15 protein-coding genes and 2 tRNA genes are annotated in these 16,886 nt (G+C 69.3%); 5 read left to right on the top strand and 12 right to left on the bottom strand.

What is annotated here, in order from left to right:
• Complete coding sequence (locus GA0074692_RS24955) at positions 1-420, bottom strand: CBS domain-containing protein (RefSeq protein ID WP_091648168.1); 420 nt, start codon at positions 418-420, stop codon at positions 1-3.
• 202 nt (positions 421-622) lie between these two features.
• Between GA0074692_RS24955 and GA0074692_RS24960 the strand changes: the two genes are divergently transcribed.
• The 4 genes from GA0074692_RS24960 (at position 623) to GA0074692_RS24975 (ending at position 2,876) form a co-directional block, all read left to right on the top strand.
• Entirely contained in the window at positions 623-805 is a 183-nt protein-coding gene (locus GA0074692_RS24960; RefSeq protein ID WP_091648169.1) for a hypothetical protein, read from the top strand.
• A gap of 112 nt (positions 806-917) precedes the next feature.
• Entirely contained in the window at positions 918-1,550 is a 633-nt protein-coding gene (locus GA0074692_RS24965; protein ID WP_091648172.1) for a GAP family protein, read from the top strand.
• A gap of 53 nt (positions 1,551-1,603) precedes the next feature.
• Positions 1,604-2,269 carry a class I SAM-dependent DNA methyltransferase gene (locus tag GA0074692_RS24970; RefSeq protein ID WP_091648174.1) on the top strand — a complete coding sequence of 222 codons (666 nt, stop codon included), beginning with the start codon at positions 1,604-1,606 and terminating at the stop codon, positions 2,267-2,269.
• A gap of 58 nt (positions 2,270-2,327) precedes the next feature.
• The gene (locus GA0074692_RS24975; RefSeq protein ID WP_141725401.1) at positions 2,328-2,876 is read left to right on the top strand and encodes a hypothetical protein; all 549 of its coding nucleotides are present in this window, start codon (positions 2,328-2,330) and stop codon (positions 2,874-2,876) included.
• A gap of 413 nt (positions 2,877-3,289) precedes the next feature.
• Here GA0074692_RS24975 and GA0074692_RS24980 read toward each other — a convergent pair whose 3' ends face one another.
• From GA0074692_RS24980 to gyrB, 7 genes are all read right to left on the bottom strand, one after another.
• On the bottom strand, positions 3,290-3,790 hold the full coding sequence (locus GA0074692_RS24980) for an HIT family protein (RefSeq protein ID WP_218106706.1): 501 nt from the start codon (positions 3,788-3,790) through the stop codon (positions 3,290-3,292).
• Between the two features lie 135 nt (positions 3,791-3,925).
• Positions 3,926-4,001, bottom strand: a tRNA-Ala gene (locus GA0074692_RS24985).
• A 34-nt stretch (positions 4,002-4,035) separates the two neighbouring features.
• Positions 4,036-4,164 (bottom strand): DLW-39 family protein, encoded by a 129-nt coding sequence (locus GA0074692_RS35445; RefSeq protein ID WP_218106707.1) that lies wholly within the window; start codon positions 4,162-4,164, stop codon positions 4,036-4,038.
• Positions 4,165-4,206: 42 nt separating this feature from the next.
• A tRNA-Ile gene (locus GA0074692_RS24990) sits at positions 4,207-4,280 on the bottom strand.
• Between the two features lie 149 nt (positions 4,281-4,429).
• Complete coding sequence (locus GA0074692_RS24995) at positions 4,430-5,308, bottom strand: DUF3566 domain-containing protein (protein ID WP_091648180.1); 879 nt, start codon at positions 5,306-5,308, stop codon at positions 4,430-4,432.
• A 2-nt stretch (positions 5,309-5,310) separates the two neighbouring features.
• Positions 5,311-9,087 (bottom strand): intein-containing DNA gyrase subunit A, encoded by a 3,777-nt coding sequence (gene gyrA / locus GA0074692_RS25000; RefSeq protein ID WP_091648182.1) that lies wholly within the window; start codon positions 9,085-9,087, stop codon positions 5,311-5,313.
• Between the two features lie 128 nt (positions 9,088-9,215).
• Complete coding sequence (gene gyrB / locus GA0074692_RS25005) at positions 9,216-11,159, bottom strand: DNA topoisomerase (ATP-hydrolyzing) subunit B (protein ID WP_091648184.1); 1,944 nt, start codon at positions 11,157-11,159, stop codon at positions 9,216-9,218.
• Between the two features lie 534 nt (positions 11,160-11,693).
• Here gyrB and GA0074692_RS25010 point away from each other — a divergent pair.
• Positions 11,694-12,248, top strand: a complete 555-nt coding sequence (locus GA0074692_RS25010) for a hypothetical protein (RefSeq protein WP_091648186.1) — start codon at positions 11,694-11,696, stop codon at positions 12,246-12,248.
• 39 nt (positions 12,249-12,287) lie between these two features.
• Here GA0074692_RS25010 and GA0074692_RS25015 read toward each other — a convergent pair whose 3' ends face one another.
• Genes GA0074692_RS25015 through dnaN form a run of 4 tightly spaced genes read right to left on the bottom strand, consistent with a single transcriptional unit; the run spans position 12,288 to position 16,085 of the window.
• Positions 12,288-12,881 (bottom strand): DciA family protein, encoded by a 594-nt coding sequence (locus GA0074692_RS25015; protein ID WP_091648188.1) that lies wholly within the window; start codon positions 12,879-12,881, stop codon positions 12,288-12,290.
• A gap of 7 nt (positions 12,882-12,888) precedes the next feature.
• Positions 12,889-14,022 (bottom strand): DNA replication/repair protein RecF, encoded by a 1,134-nt coding sequence (recF, locus tag GA0074692_RS25020; protein WP_091648190.1) that lies wholly within the window; start codon positions 14,020-14,022, stop codon positions 12,889-12,891.
• 16 nt (positions 14,023-14,038) lie between these two features.
• Positions 14,039-14,911 (bottom strand): phosphogluconate dehydrogenase (NAD(+)-dependent, decarboxylating), encoded by an 873-nt coding sequence (gene gnd, locus GA0074692_RS25025; protein ID WP_091648192.1) that lies wholly within the window; start codon positions 14,909-14,911, stop codon positions 14,039-14,041.
• Between the two features lie 40 nt (positions 14,912-14,951).
• Positions 14,952-16,085 (bottom strand): DNA polymerase III subunit beta, encoded by a 1,134-nt coding sequence (gene dnaN / locus GA0074692_RS25030; RefSeq protein ID WP_091648194.1) that lies wholly within the window; start codon positions 16,083-16,085, stop codon positions 14,952-14,954.
• Between the last annotated feature and the right edge of the window lie 801 nt (positions 16,086-16,886).

Here is a 16,886-nt window from a genome sequence, read left to right on the forward strand (position 1 = left end):
TCAGCCGCGCTCGGAGATGGCCTCGATCAGGTCACCCACCGGCCGCTCCGGCAGCCACCGCGCCACGTCGGCCACAGCGACGATCCCCACCAGGTCGTGCCCGTCGATGACCGGGAGCCGGCGTACCTTGTGCTTGCCCATGGTGCGCAGGATCTCGGCCGCGTCGTCGTCCGCGCCGATCGTCACGGCCTCGCCCTGGGCCAGTTCGCCGGCGGTCACCCCGGCCGGGTCGCGCCCCTCGGCGAGCACTTTCACCACGATGTCGCGGTCGGTCAGCATGCCCTTCAGGCGGTTGTCCGCGCCACAGATCGGCAGCGAGCCGACCCCCAGTTCGGCCATCCGGCGAGCTGCGAACTTGAGATCGTCCTGCTCACGGACACAGGTCACGTCGTTCGTCATGATGTCACGTGCGATCGGCATGGCTGTCACACCTCACTTTCCCGGGGGTTCGTACCCACTTGCGGTACCCTGGCCGTCGCGGACCATGCACCACAGGTCGACCCGGCCGGGCGCGCTCCGCGTGCACCGGACCGCCCGGCGGCAATCCGGTTGGCCGGTCGGGTCACGGCTCGTACCGTGACGGGATGGGTCGATCCTGACCGCGTACGCCGCCGCGACCGGCGTGACCCCCCGGCCGGCGATGCTCGAGCTGTACCGCCTCCAGTGGGACGTCAAGGACCTCGCGGTGGACGTCGACCGGTTCCGCCGGCCACACACCGGCAGCCCCGACGACGACGCCACGTGGCGGATCCTGCGCCGACTGGTCCGGCACCTCGCCGACCAGGCCCAGCCCCCACCGCACTGATCCACCAGATCCGGCAGGTTCCACCGACGTCCGACGCGGTCGGCCGGTATCGCATGAAGCAGCGACCGGGACGGCTCGGCACGGCGAGAATGGGGCCGAAGGGGGGCGAAACGTGAACCTGCCGAGCGTCCTACCGCTCGCCCTGGTGATGATCGCCGGCCCGCAGATCATCAGCGCGATCTTCCTCGCCTCCACCCGGAACGCGCGGCGCAACTCCCTGGCCTTCGTCCTGGGAGCCGGGCTCGCCCTGCTCCTCGCGCTCAGCGTCTGGTACATCGTCTTCCGCACCGTCCGACACACCGCTGACGCGACCGGCGGGGGCGGGGGCGGACACCGGCTCCTCGACTGGGTGGTGCTCGTCGTACTGGTGGCACTGATACCGATGGTCTACGCGCGGCGCGGCCGACAGCCGAAATGGATGAAGCGGCTGGAGGAGGCCAACCCCCGGTTCGCCTTCGGGCTGGGCTTCCTGCTTCTCGCCGCCATGCCCACCGACGAGGCCACCATGCTGACGGTGGCCGCGAGCCTGGCTGGCCACCATCGGCCGTGGTGGCATCTGCTCCCGTTCGCGGGGTTGACGCTGCTGCTGCTCGCGCTGCCGCTGCTGTCGCTGCTCGCCCTCGGCCAACGCGCCCTGGCCGTACTGCCGAAGATCCGGAACTGGGCAGACTCCCACGCGTGGGTGGTCAGTGAGCTGGTCATCCTGATCTTCATCGCGACGACCGTCCACGACCTGCTGAGCTGAGCCCGCCCGCCCGGGCCGGAGGTCGACACCGTCAGGACACTAGGGTCGCCGGCATGACCGAGCCCTCCTACCTCGCCGCTATCCGGGAGTCGTACGACACGGTCGCCGACGACTACGTGAACGTCGCGCCGGCACGGTTCGCGGAGGACGCGTTGGGGCGCGGAATGCTGGCCGCGTTCGCCGAGTCCGTACGGGCCAACGGCGGACGGCCGGTCGCCGACGTCGGGTGCGGCCCCGGCCATGTCACGGTCCACCTGGACTCCCTCGGCGTCTCCGCGTCCGGTGTCGACCTCTCGCCACGGATGGTGGAGATCGCCCGCCGGGCGTACCCGGCCCTGCGATTCGACGTCGGCTCGATGACCGCGCTGGACTTCCCCGACGGACACCTCGGCGGCATCGTCGCCTGGTGGTCGATCTTCCACCTGCCGCCGGAGGCGCTGCCGGTGGTGTTCGCGGAGTTCCACCGGACGCTGGCCCCCGGCGGTCTTCTGCTGGTCGGCTTCCACGTCGGCGACGGGCGGCTACGTCCCGAGCGCGCCTACGGCCACCCGGTCTCCTACGACACCCATCTCCTCCAGCCCGACGACCTCGGGGAGCTGCTGCACCGGGCCGGAATGGTCGTCACTGCACGACTCGTCGAGGAGCCGGGCGGCACAAGGCCGCAGGCCTGCCTGCTGGCCCGCAAACCCGACCCCTTGCAAGGTTACGACCACCGGTAGCAGTCCCCGACGCGCATCGCGGCATTTAAGTACACCAGTAGGGTGCGAGGATGACTGCGTGGAGATTCGGTTTGACTTCGGTGATGATCAGGGCCGTGTGTCAGTAGAGGTTGTACCGAGCACCGATCCGGTAGCCCTTGGTAAGAGCGAGCGTGAACTGGGCATGCCGGTATGTACTGCGTCCGTGGAATTCAGTGCCTGCGGTTACCGGTCGCTGCTGGGCTGGGTGCAACTGGTCCGCGAGCCCAACGCGACAGACCGATTCGAAGTCGACCCGTTCGACTTGTTCGCTGACTCCAGCGCACCGTTTGCCTGGTACGGGTTCCGGCCGGTGCTGTTCGATGCTCCGTCCCGGTGGCGCTCCGGTGCTGTGCAATGGCAGGCACACAGCTTCCTGACCATCGGTCCCTGGGACCTTGACCGGCGATTCGTCGTTCCTCTGGCCGGGTTCGCCTGGGGCTACAACCAGGATCCGGAGAACCGGCTACAACTATCGCCGGTGCGGTTGCTCGGGCCGGCTGACTGGGACAGCCATCGCTCTTATCTGGCCGAGAGGTACCCGACCTGGAGATTCAGCGACGGGAGTCCTCTCGCTGACCAACGCTAACGACGGCTCCCGGGCAGTCTGCACCCTCTTCAGCATGTCCCACGTGTACCTGGCCGCGGCCGCTGTTCCTCGATGGAGCGGACCACCGCACCGGCCGGGACACGGTCCTTGTCAACGCGATGGAGGAGCAGTCCGACCTGCCCCTCATGCCGTCCGCCGCGCTGTCGGTCCAACATTCCCACTGTCACTCGCTCGACCGCCTCGCGCGCCCCTCTGACACACCGCACGGCAGGTCCAACGGCCGGGATCACACCTCCGAGATGCTCGCCGACCACAAGGGTGCCGCGACCTGCAATGGCGAAAGCTTCCTCGACCTCGACCTCGAACCGCCAACCGGTCGTGCCCGAAGCACCTGCGGCCGCCGGCTCGCTGGGATTCATCTCGTGCCCCCTCGTGACCGCTGCATGCCGCCGTTACTGGCCTATGGAGGGCCCATGATGGCCCTGACTGATGTCGGCTGCGCGAGCCAGCCACCGTGCGAGGGCGCTCGCTACGTTGTCCATATCGTCAACGTTCACCCCCTGGCCGTCCGGCTTTCCCAGGAAGCCGAACACGTTCGGCCCCCGGCGGTCAGCGGGCAGATCAGCCGCCCGTGGGATCACGTGAAAGTGAACGTGGCCGAAGCCCTCCGCCTCCGCGAACTGCACGACGTACGTCTTCTCGCAGCCAGTCACGGCATGCAGTGCTCGCGACAGGCGCACCTGCCAGTAGCCCAACCCGGCGGCCTCCGCATCGGTCAGGTCAGCGATGCTGAGCACGTGACGGCGCGGAACGAGTACGAGCCAGCCTGGCAGCCCGGTGCCTACGGCATGCGCCACGCGCCAGTGCTCATCTCCTGCAATCCGCTCGCGCGGTGGCAGCTCGTCAAACCGGGCGGTGCTCTCACAGGGAAAGCAACCTCGCTTGATTGTCACTGTGGCAGTAGAGCGCGTACCGTCCGCTTCTGCCACCCCGGCCGATCTCTGAGGAGAGCCGGGTTCGGTGCCGAGCGCCGAGGTCTCATGCCCGCTCAACGAGCCAGCGGCGAAAAGCCAGGCCAGGAGTGAGGATGGTGGAGCCCAGGGGACTCGAACCCCTAACCCCTGCCTTGCAAAGGCAGTGCTCTGCCAGTTGAGCTAGGGCCCCGAAGGGGCGGGAAGAGCCCGCCGCAGGTCGGAACCTACCGAAGGTCGGGAGCGGTGGTCGCCTCGTGCCACAGGGCGCGCTCGTCGTTCGACGCCTTGATCCGCTGGGCAACAAGCACCGCCACACCAACCACGCCGACCAGCAACAGAAGCTTCTTCACCATGGGGCGTCCCCTTGCGCTCGACTGCCGTCGGACGGTGTGCGGTGGGGCTAGCTGGAATCGAACCAGCGACCTCAGAGTTATCAGCTCTGCGCTCTAACCGACTGAGCTATAGCCCCGCGTGCGACGAGCAAGATTAACCCATCCGCGTAGCCGGCCCCAAATCGGGGTCGGGTGTCACGCACCGTCGGTGATGAACTTACCCGTAAGACCGACGCCGGGGCGACCGCTTTCGCGGTGCCCCGGCGTCGCGAGTTTCCGGACCTGCTCAGTCCCGCTCGGCGAGGGTCAGCTCGACCCCGCCGACCAGGTCGGCGCAGACGTTGTAGACGAACGCTCCGAGCGTGGCGAGCGCCGTGAACAGGACGACGTTGACCAACCCGAGCAGCGCCGAGCTGAGGATCACGCCCTTGGCGGTGATCTGGAAGCCGTCCGCGCCCTGCCCACCACCGGCACTGACCAGGTCGGTGAGGCTCTCGTTGACGCTCTGGAATACACCCATCGCGTCGAGGGCCAGGTAGAGCACCGACGTGGCGACCACCACGACGATGAAGAGCACCACGGAGACCGCGAAGGCGAACTTCATCACCGACCACGGGTCGATCCGCTTCAGGTTCAGCCGGGCCCGGCGGGGACCGCGTGAGGCCGCGGAGCTGACCGAGCTGCGCGCCGCGCGTACCGCCTCGTTGACCCGCGCGGCCCCGACCGCCGCAGCACCGCCGATCCCCGGCGGCAGACCGCCCCCGTTGGGCCGGGCGACGCCCGGCCGCGCGGCGTCCGGCGGGGTGCCGACCCCGACCCGGGGCTGGGTACCCGTGGTCGCGGTCGGCTGGGCCGCCTTCGTCGGGATCGGCTGTGTCGCGCCCGGACGGGCGGCGGCGGAGACCGGTGTCATCCCGGCGGATGTCGCCGTGTCGACGTTGATCGCCTCGGTCTTGTCGCCCTTCTCCGCACCCTCGGCGGGCTTCTCAGGCGGCGGTGCCATCCCGGGAGCCCGGGTGAACTTCGGGGCAGGCGCGTCAGCGGGGACCGTGGCCCGGCCCACGGCGGCGCGGCTGGCAGCAGACGCACCGCCCTTCGCCGCGTCCTCGTCGGCCGGCTTGGCCGAGGGCCCCGTGTTCCCCGACTTCGCCTGTGTCTCCGTCATTACTAGTCCTGTTCGTCAGGCTCGTCGGCATTGCGAGCAATCGCCACGATAGTCACGCCGTCCGGGAGGTCCATCAGCTTGACCCCCATTGTGTTCCGATCCCGCGTGCGGCGTACAGGCTTCACCGGAGTCCGAATAACTCCACCGTTACTGGTGATCGCGAAGAGCTCGTCGTCCGGGCTGATCACGACAGCGCCGACAAGACCCCCACGGCGCTCAGTGATCTTCGCGGTCAACACGCCCTTACCTCCCCGACCCTGCACCGGGTATTCCTCGATGGGGGTCCGCTTCGCGTATCCCCCGTTCGTGGCCACCAGGACGTCCATGCCCTCCCGGACGACCTCCATGGCGAGCAGTTCGTCCTCGTCGCTGAACCGCATGCCGATCACGCCCGTGGTGGCCCGTCCCATCGGCCGCAGCGCCTCGTCGGTCGCGTTGAACCGAATGGCCTGAGCGTTCTTGGAGACCAGCAGCAGATCGTCCTCCGGCGCGCAGAGGGCAGCACCCACCAGCTCGTCCTCATCGCGCAGGTTGATCGCGATGATGCCGCCCGAGCGGTTGGAGTCGAACTCCTCGAGCTTCGTCTTCTTCACCAGGCCGTTTCTCGTGGCCAGTACCAGATAGGGGGCTACCTGGTAGTTCGGGATCTCGATGATCTGTGCGATCTGCTCCTCCGGTTGGAAGGCGAGCAGATTGGCCACGTGCTGGCCCTTGGCCACCCTACTGGCCTCCGGAAGCTCGTACGCCTTGGCCCGGTATACCCGCCCCTTGTTGGTGAAGAACAGGATCCAGTCGTGGGTCGAGCAGACGAAGAAGTGGCTGACGATGTCGTCCTGCCGCAGCGTGGCGCCACTGACCCCCTTGCCACCCCGGCGCTGGGAGCGGTAAAGGTCGACCTTGGTCCGCTTGGCGTACCCGGTACGGGTGATGGTGACCACGACGTCCTCGCGGGCGATCAGGTCCTCCATCGAGACCTCGCCGTCGAACGGCACGATCTGCGTCCGCCGGTCGTCGCCCCACTTGGCGACGATCTCGCCCAGCTCCTCGGAGACGATCCGACGCTGCCGCTCGGGCTTCGCCAGGATGTCCTTCAGGTCGGCGATCTCGATCTCGAGCTTCGCCAGGTCGTCCAGGATCCGCTGCCGCTCCAGCGCGGCGAGGCGACGCAGCTGCATGTCCAGGATCGCGGTTGCCTGGGTCTCGTCGATGGTCAGCAACTGGATCAGGCCCTGGCGGGCGTCCTCGACCGTGGGCGAGCGTCGGATCAACGCGATCACCTCGTCCAACGCGTCCAGCGCCCTGGACAAACCGCGCAGGATGTGCGCCCGCTCCTCGGCCTTGCGCAGCCGGAACGCCGTCCGCCGCCGGATCACCTCGATCTGGTGCTCGACGTAGTACCGGATGAACTGGGCCAGGTTGAGCGTGCGCGGCACCCCGTCGACCAGCGCCAGCATGTTCGCGCCGAAGGTCTCCTGGAGCTGGGTGTGCTTGTAGAGGTTGTTCAGCACCACCTTGGCGACCGCGTCGCGCTTCAACACCAGCACGATCCGCATACCGGTACGCCCGGAGGACTCGTCCCGGATGTCGGCGATGCCGCCAAGCTTGCCTTCCTTGATCAGCTCGGCGATCCGCTCGGCCAGGTTGTCCGGGTTGACCTGGTAGGGCAGCTCGCTGACCACCAAGCAGGGGCGGCCCCGCTTGTCCTCCTCGACCTCCACCACGGCGCGCATCCGGATCGAGCCACGCCCGGTGCGGTACGCGTCCTGGATCGCCTGTGTGCCGACGATCAGGCCGTGTGTCGGGAAGTCCGGTCCCTTGACGATCCCCAGCAGCGCGTCGAGGGTGGTGGCCTCGTCCTCCTCCGGGTGCTCCAGGCACCACTGGACGGCCGCGCCGATCTCCCGCAGGTTGTGCGGCGGGATCTTGGTGGCCATGCCGACCGCGATGCCCTCGGAGCCGTTGATCAGCAGGTTCGGGATCCGGGACGGCAGGATGGTGGGCTCCTTGGCCCGGCCGTCGTAGTTGTCCTGGAGATCGACGGTGTCCTCGTCGATGTCCCGCAGCATCTCCATCGCCAGCGGGTCGAGCTTGCACTCGGTGTTGTGGCTGACGAAGCCGTCGGAGACGAACGAGTGGTCGTCGGTGTCGACCCGGATGCTGTAGACCGGCTGGACGCCCGCGTCCTCGACCGTGGCCACCTCGGCGTAGTAGAAGCGCCCGTCCACCAGCGGCTCGACCACGTCGAGCACGTCGGCCTCGGTGATCCGGGAGGCGATCTCCGCGCGGTCCCGCTCCCAACGCTCGACCCGGTCGACGTTGTGCCGGCGCAGCCAGTCCTGCTCGGTCCACCGGGTGGCGCCGTGCGCCCGGACGAAGTCGGCCACGAAGGGGACGTGGTCGGTGGAGAGCGCGGTGCTGGTCGCCGGCACCGAGGCCAGCTCGGACTCCAGCTTGGCCTGCTTGCGGCCGAGGAAGCCGACGTGCGCGGCGAAGATCCGGGCGTCGCGGCGGTTGGTCACCACGACCTTGATCTCACCGTTGTCGTACCGGCACTGCCGGCTGACCACACCGAACTCCAGGAGCAACTGCTGGACCTCGCGGGCCAGGCGGTCACTGCGGGTCGAGTACGAGATCTGGATGGTGTTGCGCGGGAGCAGCGATGAGGAGCCGTCCCCCTCGAAGAGGGCCTGGAGGAACGCCCGCTTGATGGCCGCCGGCCCCTGCCAGACGAACTCCGGTACGAACTTCGCCGCGCTCCGCGCCCCCACCAGCTCACCGAGAACGCTCGTACGCAGGGCGGTGAGGTCCTGGACATCGAGTTCGTGCAGGACGCTGCCGGAGGCGATGGTGCGCTGGCCGACGTACCGGGGGCCGCCGACGGCGAGGTCGTAGGCGGCAAGCACCCGGACGAAGAACTCCCGGTCGGTGTTGTTGAAGCCGGCCCGGCCCTCGGACACCCAGCCCTCGCTGACGAAGGCACCGGCGAGGACGGCCGCCTCGACGTGCTCGAGCATCGGGTAGCCGATCTCGTCCGGCACGGTCCGCTGGAGCACCACCCGGTCGCCGGGGGAGATCTCGGCAAGCAGCTTCCAGAGCAGGGTGGGCACGCCGGCCACCGCCACCAGGCAGAGCACCGGGTGGTTGTGGGTGCCGGTCAGCTCGTACCCCTCGCGGGTGCGCAGCCGCAGCGTGGGGTGCTCGCCGGAGTGGAAGAACTTAGAGGCCCGGACCAGGTCGCCGTTGCGGTCGCGGACCTTGAGCTCGATCTCGGTCTCGCTGCTCGGCGCGGCGCCCGGCACGACCTGGTCGATCCGGATCGACCCGTCAAGGGTGCGAATCCGGGCATCTCCGGTCAGACAGTAACGCATCGCGGCAGCCGGATCGTTTCCGGGCGAACCGAAGTTGCCGTTGCCGTCGACCAGCGGGTACCGCAGTGACCAGGTCTGCGCCATCCGGACCAACGCGTCGTAGATCGCCGAGTCGCCGTGCGGGTGGAACTGCCCCATCACGTCGCCGACGACGCGGGAGCACTTCACGTAGCCCCGGTCCGGCCGGTAGCCGGAGTCGAACATGGCGTAGAGGATCTTGCGGTGGACCGGCTTGAGCCCATCCCGGACGTCCGGGAGCGCCCGGCCCACGATGACGCTCATCGCGTAGTCGAGGTAGGAGCGCTGCATCTCCACCTCGAGGCCGACCGGCTCGATCCGGTCGTGCGCCACCACGGCGGCGCCCTCCGGGGTCTCCGGCTCGTTAGGGGTGGACTCGGGAGTATCGGTCACTGTTAACCCTTATCAGACTCAGAGTCGGTTTCGTGCTGTGGATAACGGCTGTGGATACCGGCGAACCTGTGGATAACTCTGTGGACCGGTGAACCGCCGGCAGCTTCCCGGCGGCTCTCCGGCGACCGTCAGATGTCCAGGAAGCGCACGTCCTTGGCGTTACGTTGGATGAACGAGCGGCGCGCCTCGACGTCCTCACCCATCAGAACGCTGAACAACTCGTCGGCAACCGCCGCGTCATCGAGCGTGACCTGGCGCAGGGTGCGGGTCGCCGGGTTCATCGTCGTCTCCCACAGCTCGGGGTAGTTCATCTCACCGAGACCCTTGAACCGCTGGATGTCGTCCGGCCGGGCGTTCGGCTTCTTCTGCTGGCGCAACGCGATCAGCCCGTCCCGCTCCCGGTCGGAGTAGGCGTACTGGGCGTCGTCGCCCTTCTTGTTCCACTTGATCTTGTAGAGCGGCGGAGCGGCCAGGTAGACGTGCCCCAGTTCGACCAGCGGACGCATGAAGCGGAACAGCAGGGTGAGCAGCAGGGTCTGGATGTGCTGGCCGTCCACGTCCGCGTCGGCCATCAGCACGACCTTGTGGTACCGCAGCTTCTCCATGTCGAAGTCGTCGTGGATGCCGGTGCCCAGCGCGGTGATCAGCGCCTGGACCTCGTTGTTCTTCAGCACCCGGTCGATCCGGGCCTTCTCCACGTTGAGGATCTTGCCCCGGATCGGCAGGATCGCCTGGGTCCGCGGGTCGCGCCCCTGCTTGGCCGAGCCACCGGCCGAGTCGCCCTCGACGATGAAGACCTCGGACTCGCGCGGGTCGGTGGACTGGCAGTCGGCCAGCTTGCCCGGCATCGAGCCGGACTCCAGCAGCGACTTGCGGCGGGCCAGTTTCCGGGCCTGCTGCGCGGCGATCCGGGCACGGGCGGCCTGGGACGCCTTGGTGATGATGACCTTCGCCTCGGCCGGGTTCCGGTCGAACCAGTCGACCAGCCACTCGTTGCAGACCCGCTGCACGAAGCTCTTCACCGGGGTGTTGCCGAGCTTGGTCTTGGTCTGTCCCTCGAACTGCGGGTTGGCCAGCTTGACCGAGATGATCGCGGCGAGTCCCTCGCGGATGTCCTCGCCGGAGAGCTTCTCGTCGGCCTTCAGCAGCTTCTTCTCGGTGCCGTACTTGTTGACGAGGGTGGTCAGCGCGGCGCGGAAGCCCTCCTCGTGGGTACCGCCCTCGTGGGTGTTGATGGTGTTCGCGAAGGTGTAGACCGACTCGCCGTAGGACTCGTTCCACTGCATGGCAATCTCGACGGACATGCCCTCCTCCTCGCCGCCGAACTCGACCACGGTCTTGTGGATCGGGTTCTTCGAGGCGTTGAGGTGCCGGACGAAGTCGGAGATGCCGCCCTTGTAGCAGAAGGTGACCTCGCGTGCCTTGCCCTCCTCGTCGGTGGCGCGCTCGTCGAGGAGATGGATGGTCAGGCCCCGGTTCAGGAAGGCCATCTCCTGGAGCCGCCGGTAGATGGTCTGGAAGTCGAAGTCGACCGTCTCGAAGACGTCCGGGTCGGGCCAGAACGAGACTGCCGAGCCGGTGCGGTCGGTGGTCTCACCCTTGTCCAGCGGGTCCGGCTTGGAGGCCAGGTACTGCTGCCGCCAGACGAAGCCGTCCTTGTGGATCTCCACGGCCATTCTCGTGGAGAGCGCGTTCACGACGGAGACACCGACGCCGTGCAGACCGCCGGAGACCGCGTACGCCTTGCCGTCGAACTTGCCACCGGCGTGCAGCACGGTAAGCGCGACCTCGACGCCGGGCTTCTTCAGCTTGGGGTGCAGGTCGACCGGGAAGCCACGGCCGTTGTCGGTGACCCGGACGCCGCCGTCGCCGAGCAGCACCACGTCGATGGTGTCGCAGTAGCCCGCCAGCGCCTCGTCGACCGCGTTGTCGACGACCTCCCAGACGAGGTGGTGCAGACCACGTTCGCCGGTCGACCCGATGTACATGCCGGGCCGCTTCCGGACCGCCTCCAGACCCTCGAGGACGGTGATCGAATTGGCGCCGTACTCCTGCTTGTCCTGGTCTGCCACCCTCGGCCACTTTCTCGCGCCGTCCGCGCCGGGAGGGCGCGTCGGGCGCGGGTTCGGCGGGACGCGACGTCAAGCGCGTGGACCAGCACCAGGTACATTCCGGGGCACGGGCCGAACGCGCCGGTCGCCGCGGTTGCCCGCGGATCGCGATCAACTCGATACGACGTGGCGCGTCGGGGCCCGGCGGGGTCCATGGCGTCGCTCCGCGTCAGATCTTCGTCTCGTCCCCAATCCTACTGTGCGCAGCCGACAGAACCGCCACTCGGCACCCCTTGAAGGCGGCTCAGACCTCCGCTGCGGCCCGAACCGCGCCTCCCGCAACTCCCCCTACACGAGTGGCCCTGTTCGCGGGCGCGGTCGCCGACGGTCGGGTCACGGCCACCCGCCGCAACCGGTACGCCCCGGGGTCGCGCCGAGTACACACAGTGCCGTACGTTGGCGGCGCCGCCCGGGGTGCCGCTCTTGATCTTCGAGCGGCAGAATCGGACGATCGGACCAACTGGCTCGACACGTGCACTGAAGAGGTGACGCCTGATGGGGCTGGACAACGTCGCGGTGCTCTGGCCGCGGACCGGCCGCTTCTACGATCCGGTGGCGCCGGCCGAGTTCGTGGACTTCGGCGAGATCCTGGAGCTGCCCCAGATCTCCTCGCCGACCGCGGCCCTGGCCGAGCTGATCGCCCAGACCGGTACGGTCCGGGCGACCGCGTACACGGAGCTCGTGGATCTCCTGCTCGGCCTGGAAAATGTGCTCTACGCCACGGAGAACGCCGCCGAGGACGAGGACCCGGTGATCGACCCGGACGGCTGCTCCTGGATCGCAGACGGCCTGGAGCGCTTCGTCGCCCGGCACCGCGAGCACGGCGAGGCGGTCACCTTCGAGTCGGTCAGTGCCGTGCTGCGCGCGCTGCTCGGCGACGGTCGTCTCGCCGAGCAGCAGCTCCGCTGGCTCGACACCCGACTCGACGGGCTCCGCGACGAGGCCGGCGACCCGCCGCAGTGGACCTTCACCTGCGCCGAGCTGGCCGTCCTGGCCGCCTTCTACCGGCGCTGCGCCGATCGCGGTTTCGCCGTCTACGCCGCCACCTGACCGTTTCCGCCCGCGCCGATGCCGGGTGGGCGGGACGGATCAGCCGTAGGTGTCGCGGGGGCCGCGACCACGTACCCGTCGGGGCCCCCGGGACCAGGACGGTGCGGCGGGACCGTGGATGTGCAGCCGGCGCACCACGTTGTGGCCGACCTCCCGAGCGATCTGCTGGAGCAGCGAACCGGCGAGCAGCCGGAGCTGGGTGGCCCACGCCGTCGACCGGGCCTCGACGGTGAGTTCCCCGTCCTCGAGCTTCACCGGCCGGCTGTGCTGGGCGATCTCCGGGCCGACCACCCGTTCCCACGCCCCGAAGACGGTGGCCTCCGCCGTCGGTTGTTCCCACCCCCGGGCCTTCATCAGCCGGCTGAGCACCACGCCGAGCGGCTGCGGGTCGCGGGGGTCGGGTCCGGGTCCGGAGTAGCCGCGCAGGCGGCGCTGGCCGGTTTCGCTTCCGCCGCCGGCCGTGCCGCGCCGCCGGGGGGCCGCCTCGCGCCGGGCCTTCGCCGCGTCCAGCACCGCACGGGCCAGCTCCGGGCCGGACTTACCGGCCGACAGGTCGGCACCGGTGCTCGCGCTGGTTTCCGCCGAGCGGCCGCCAGCGGCGTCCCGGGCCGCGCCGGGAGTGCGACGGGGCATGGGCGGGTCATTCGACACGGCTTACCGTCCCTTCGCCGACCTGGTATCGCGTGCCCCGCAGGGCCACCGGCACGTCGTCGTCGACGGCGCAGGTCACCAGGAGCTGTGCGGCCCCGCCGACCAGCTCCGCCAGCCGCTCCCGGCGGCCGGCGTCCAGTTCGGCGAAGACGTCGTCGAGCGCCAGCACCGGCTCGATCCCGTCCGAGCGGAGCAGGTCGTACGCGGCGAGCCGCAGGGCTAGGGCGAACGACCAGGACTCGCCGTGGCTGGCGTACCCCTTCGCGGGGAGCGGGCCGAGGGTGAGCACGAGGTCGTCGCGGTGCGGGCCGACCAGGGTCGTCCCGCGCTCCACCTCGGCGGTGCGGGTTTCGGCCAGCGCGGTGGTCAGCGCCTCGGTGAGGGCCGCCCGGTCCGGCACCGGCTCGACCAGCTCCACCGACGGCCGGTACACGATGCCGGCCTCCGCCCGGCCGGCGGCCACCGCGTCGTACGCCTTGGTGACGTGCGGGGTGAGCGCGGCGACCAGTTCCAGCCGCCCGGCGAGCAGTTCCGCGCCGTGCCGGGCCAGGTGGGTGTCCCACACGGCCAGGGTGGAGAGGTCCCCGCCCCGGGTGCCGCCGGTCTTGCGTGCCAGGTACGCCGTACGCAGCAGGGCGTTGCGCTGCTTGACCACCCGCTCGTAGTCGGCCCGCACCCCGGCGTACCGGGGCTGCCGGAGGACCAGCAGGTCGTCCAGGTAGCGGCGGCGTTCGGCCGGGTCGCCCCGGACGAGTTCGAGGTCCTCCGGGGCGAAGAGCACCAGTCGCAGCGCGCCGAGCACGTCCCGCGCCCGGCGGGCCGGTGACCGCCCCAGCCGGGCCCGGTTGGCCTTGCCGGGGACGATCTCCAACTCGACCAGGAGTTCCCGGCCCTCGTGCACCACCGCGCAGCGGATCACCGCCGACTCGGCGCCGAGCCGGACCAGCGGAGCGTCGGTGGCGACTCGGTGACTGTCCAGGGTCGCCACGTAGCCGAGCGCCTCGACGAGGTTGGTCTTGCCGACCCCGTTCGCCCCGACCAGGACGTTCGCCCCCGGTTCGAGGTCGACGCCGACCCGCTCGTACGAGCGGAAGTCGACCAGTTCGAGCCGGCGGACGTACACAGGCTGTGGATACCCGTCAGCGCTTGCGGACGGCGTGCCCGCCGAACTGCTGGCGCAGCGCGGCGACCGCCTTCATCGCCGGCGAGTCGTCCTGGCGGGAGGCGAACCGGGCGAAGAGCGAGGCGGTGATGACGTTCAGCGGTACGGCGAGCCGGACCGCCTCGTCGACCGTCCAGCGCCCCTCGCCGGTGTCCTCGGTGTAGCCGCTCAGCTCGGCCAGCTCCGGGTCCTCGTCGAGGGCCCGGTCGAGCAGGTCGAGCAGCCAGGAGCGGACGACGGTGCCCTCGCGCCAGGACTTGAAGACGCCCGGCACGTTGGTCACCAGCTCGGAGGCGGCGAGTAGCTCGTAGCCCTCGGCGTAGGCGTGCATCAGGCCGTACTCGATGCCGTTGTGCACCATCTTGGCGTAGTGCCCGGCGCCGACCGGGCCGGCGTGCACGAAGCCGAACTCGCCCGCCGGCTTGAGCGCCTCGAAGATCGGCATCAGCCGCGCGACGTGCTCCTCGGAGCCGCCGACCATCAGCGCGTAGCCGTTCTGCCGGCCCCACACCCCGCCGGAGACGCCGACGTCGAGGTAGCCGATGCCGCGCTCGTTCAGCCGCTCGGCGCGGGGAGCGTCGTCGCTGAACCGGGAGTTGCCGCCGTCGATGATGATGTCGCCCGCGCCGAGCACGCCGGCCAGTTCGTCGATGGTGGCGTCGGTGACGCCGGCCGGCACCATCACCCAGATGGCGCGGGGCGCATCGAGCTTTTCGACCAGTTCCGTCAGGGAGGCAACGTCGGTCAACTCCGCGTTGTGGTCGAAGCCGACCACCTCGTGCCCGGCGGCGCGCAGCCGCTCGCGCATGTTGCCGCCCATCCGGCCGAGTCCTACCAGGCCGAGCTGCATCTGTACCTACCTCCGGTGGTTCTGGGTCGGGACTACGCGATCAGCGGGAGACCCGGATCGGCATGATCAGGTACCGGTACCCAGGAATGGCCTCGCCATCCTCACCGGCCGGGGAAATCACGGCGGGCTTCAACGCGTCGACGAAGGCGAAGATGGCGGTCTGGCTACCCAGGTTCGCCAGGCCGTCGATCAGGTACTGCGGGTTGAAGCCGACGGTCAGCGCATCCCCGCTGAAGGTCGCGTCCATGGCCTCGCTGGCGCGAGCCTCCTCGGTGCCGCCGGCCTCCACGACCAGGCCGTCGGAGCTGAAGCTGAGCAGCACCGGGGTGGTTCGCTCGGCGACCAGGGCGACCCGCTTGACCACCTCGATCAGGGTGCTCACCGCCACCCGGGCCTCGGCGTTGTGGCTCGGTGGGAAGAGCGACCGAACCGGCGGGTAGTTCGCCCCGTCGAGCAGCCGGCTGGTGGTCCGTCGGGTGCCGCCGGAGAAGCCGATCATGCCTTCGCCGGCCTTGCCCTGGGACAGGGCGAGGGTCACCTCGCCGCCGAGCGGGCCGAGGGCCTTGGCGGTGTCATGCAGCGTACGGGCCGGAACCAGGGCGTTGATGCTGACGCCTGCGTCGTCCGGCCGCCACTGCATCTCGCGCAGGGCGAGCCGGTAGCGGTCGGTCGCGAGCATGGCCAGGGTGTCGCCGTTCAGCTCCAGCCGGACGCCGGTCATCATCGGCAGCGTCTCGTCCCGGCCGGCGGCTACCGCGACCTGGGCGACCGCCGCGGCGAAGGCGGCGGCATCCACGGTGCCGGCGCTCTCCGGCATCTCCGGCAGAGCCGGGTAGTCCTCCACCGGCATGGTGGGCAGGGTGAACCGGGCGCTGCCGCAGACCAGTTCGAGGTGTGCGCCGACCGCCGCGATATCGACCGGCTTGGCGGGCAGGGCCTTGGTGATCTCGGCGAGCAGGCGGCCGGAGACCAGGGCGGCCCCGTCGGCGTCGCCCTGCACCTCGACGGTGACCTGGCTGGAGACCTCGTAGTCAAAGCCGGAAACCTGGAGGTTGCCGTCGCTCACCCGGAGCATCACCCCGGCGAGCACCGGTACGGACGGCCGGTTGGGGAGGCTCTTCGCGGTCCACGCCACAGCCTCGGCGAGCGCGTCGCGCTCCACTCGGAACTTCATCAATGCCTCCGCGTCGACGTCAGCGACAACTCTCTCATGCCGACCGCTGCCCACCGTCCCGCCCGACCGTGCGGGTACCCATCGCACCTTAGGGCGCGGGGGTATCGGCTGTGCGCCCGACCCCGTGCATCGGTAGCCAGCCCGCTCCGGCCGGAGGCCAGCGGCCCGATCCACAGGAAGTCCAACGGTGATGATTGGTTTTTGTTCTCTTCAAAGAGATAACCCATCGTCTTCATCGCACCTGTGCAAACTGTGGGTAAGTCGCGTTTTCGCAGCTCAGAGTGGTTATCCACCGGTGGTTTACCTGTGGAGAACCGTGGGTAAAACTCCTGTCTTCATCCACAGGCGGCGTCCGGCGCGAAGTTGTCCACCGTCGTCCACAGGTAATCCACCGGTTATCCACTGCTTTTCTCCCCAGGTCTGTGGACAGGCGGATCGGCTCCGACGACCGTTGTCCCCAGAACCTTCAACAGGTCGTACACAGGCACCCGTCGACCGGTGGATAACCGAGCGGCTGTCCACAGTCGTCCACAGTGTCGTCCCCAGGGTTTGTCCACAACCTGTGGGTAACCGAACCCGAGCAGACCGTAGTTTTCCACTGCCTGTGGATAACTTGCTGTGGACAACCGCGTCCCGCTGTGGACAGCGAAACGGGGTTGTGGGTATCCCGGACGTGATCCACAGCCCCGTGGACGCGGGTGAGCGGACAGCAGGAGGCTCCGTCGCGGAGGTGGAGGTGTGACGCAGGTCGGCCAACGGCCAACGGCCGGCGCGGCGCGGGGCGGGGCGGGGCGGGGCGGG

Origin of the sequence: Micromonospora pallida (genome assembly GCF_900090325.1) — a bacterium.
GTDB lineage: Bacteria > Actinomycetota > Actinomycetes > Mycobacteriales > Micromonosporaceae > Micromonospora > Micromonospora pallida.

Bases quoted from the DNA above. Each gene is read 5' to 3' on its own strand.
- GA0074692_RS24955 (WP_091648168.1), bottom strand. From the start codon at position 420: ATGCCGATCGCACGTGACATCATGACGAACGACGTGACCTGTGTCCGT.
- GA0074692_RS24970 (WP_091648174.1), top strand. From the start codon at position 1,604: ATGACCGAGCCCTCCTACCTCGCCGCTATCCGGGAGTCGTACGACACG.
- GA0074692_RS35445 (WP_218106707.1), bottom strand. From the start codon at position 4,164: ATGGTGAAGAAGCTTCTGTTGCTGGTCGGCGTGGTTGGTGTGGCGGTG.
- GA0074692_RS24995 (WP_091648180.1), bottom strand. From the start codon at position 5,308: ATGACGGAGACACAGGCGAAGTCGGGGAACACGGGGCCCTCGGCCAAG.
- GA0074692_RS25010 (WP_091648186.1), top strand. From the start codon at position 11,694: ATGGGGCTGGACAACGTCGCGGTGCTCTGGCCGCGGACCGGCCGCTTC.
- GA0074692_RS25015 (WP_091648188.1), bottom strand. From the start codon at position 12,881: ATGCCCCGTCGCACTCCCGGCGCGGCCCGGGACGCCGCTGGCGGCCGC.
- gnd (WP_091648192.1), bottom strand. From the start codon at position 14,911: ATGCAGCTCGGCCTGGTAGGACTCGGCCGGATGGGCGGCAACATGCGC.
- dnaN (WP_091648194.1), bottom strand. From the start codon at position 16,085: ATGAAGTTCCGAGTGGAGCGCGACGCGCTCGCCGAGGCTGTGGCGTGG.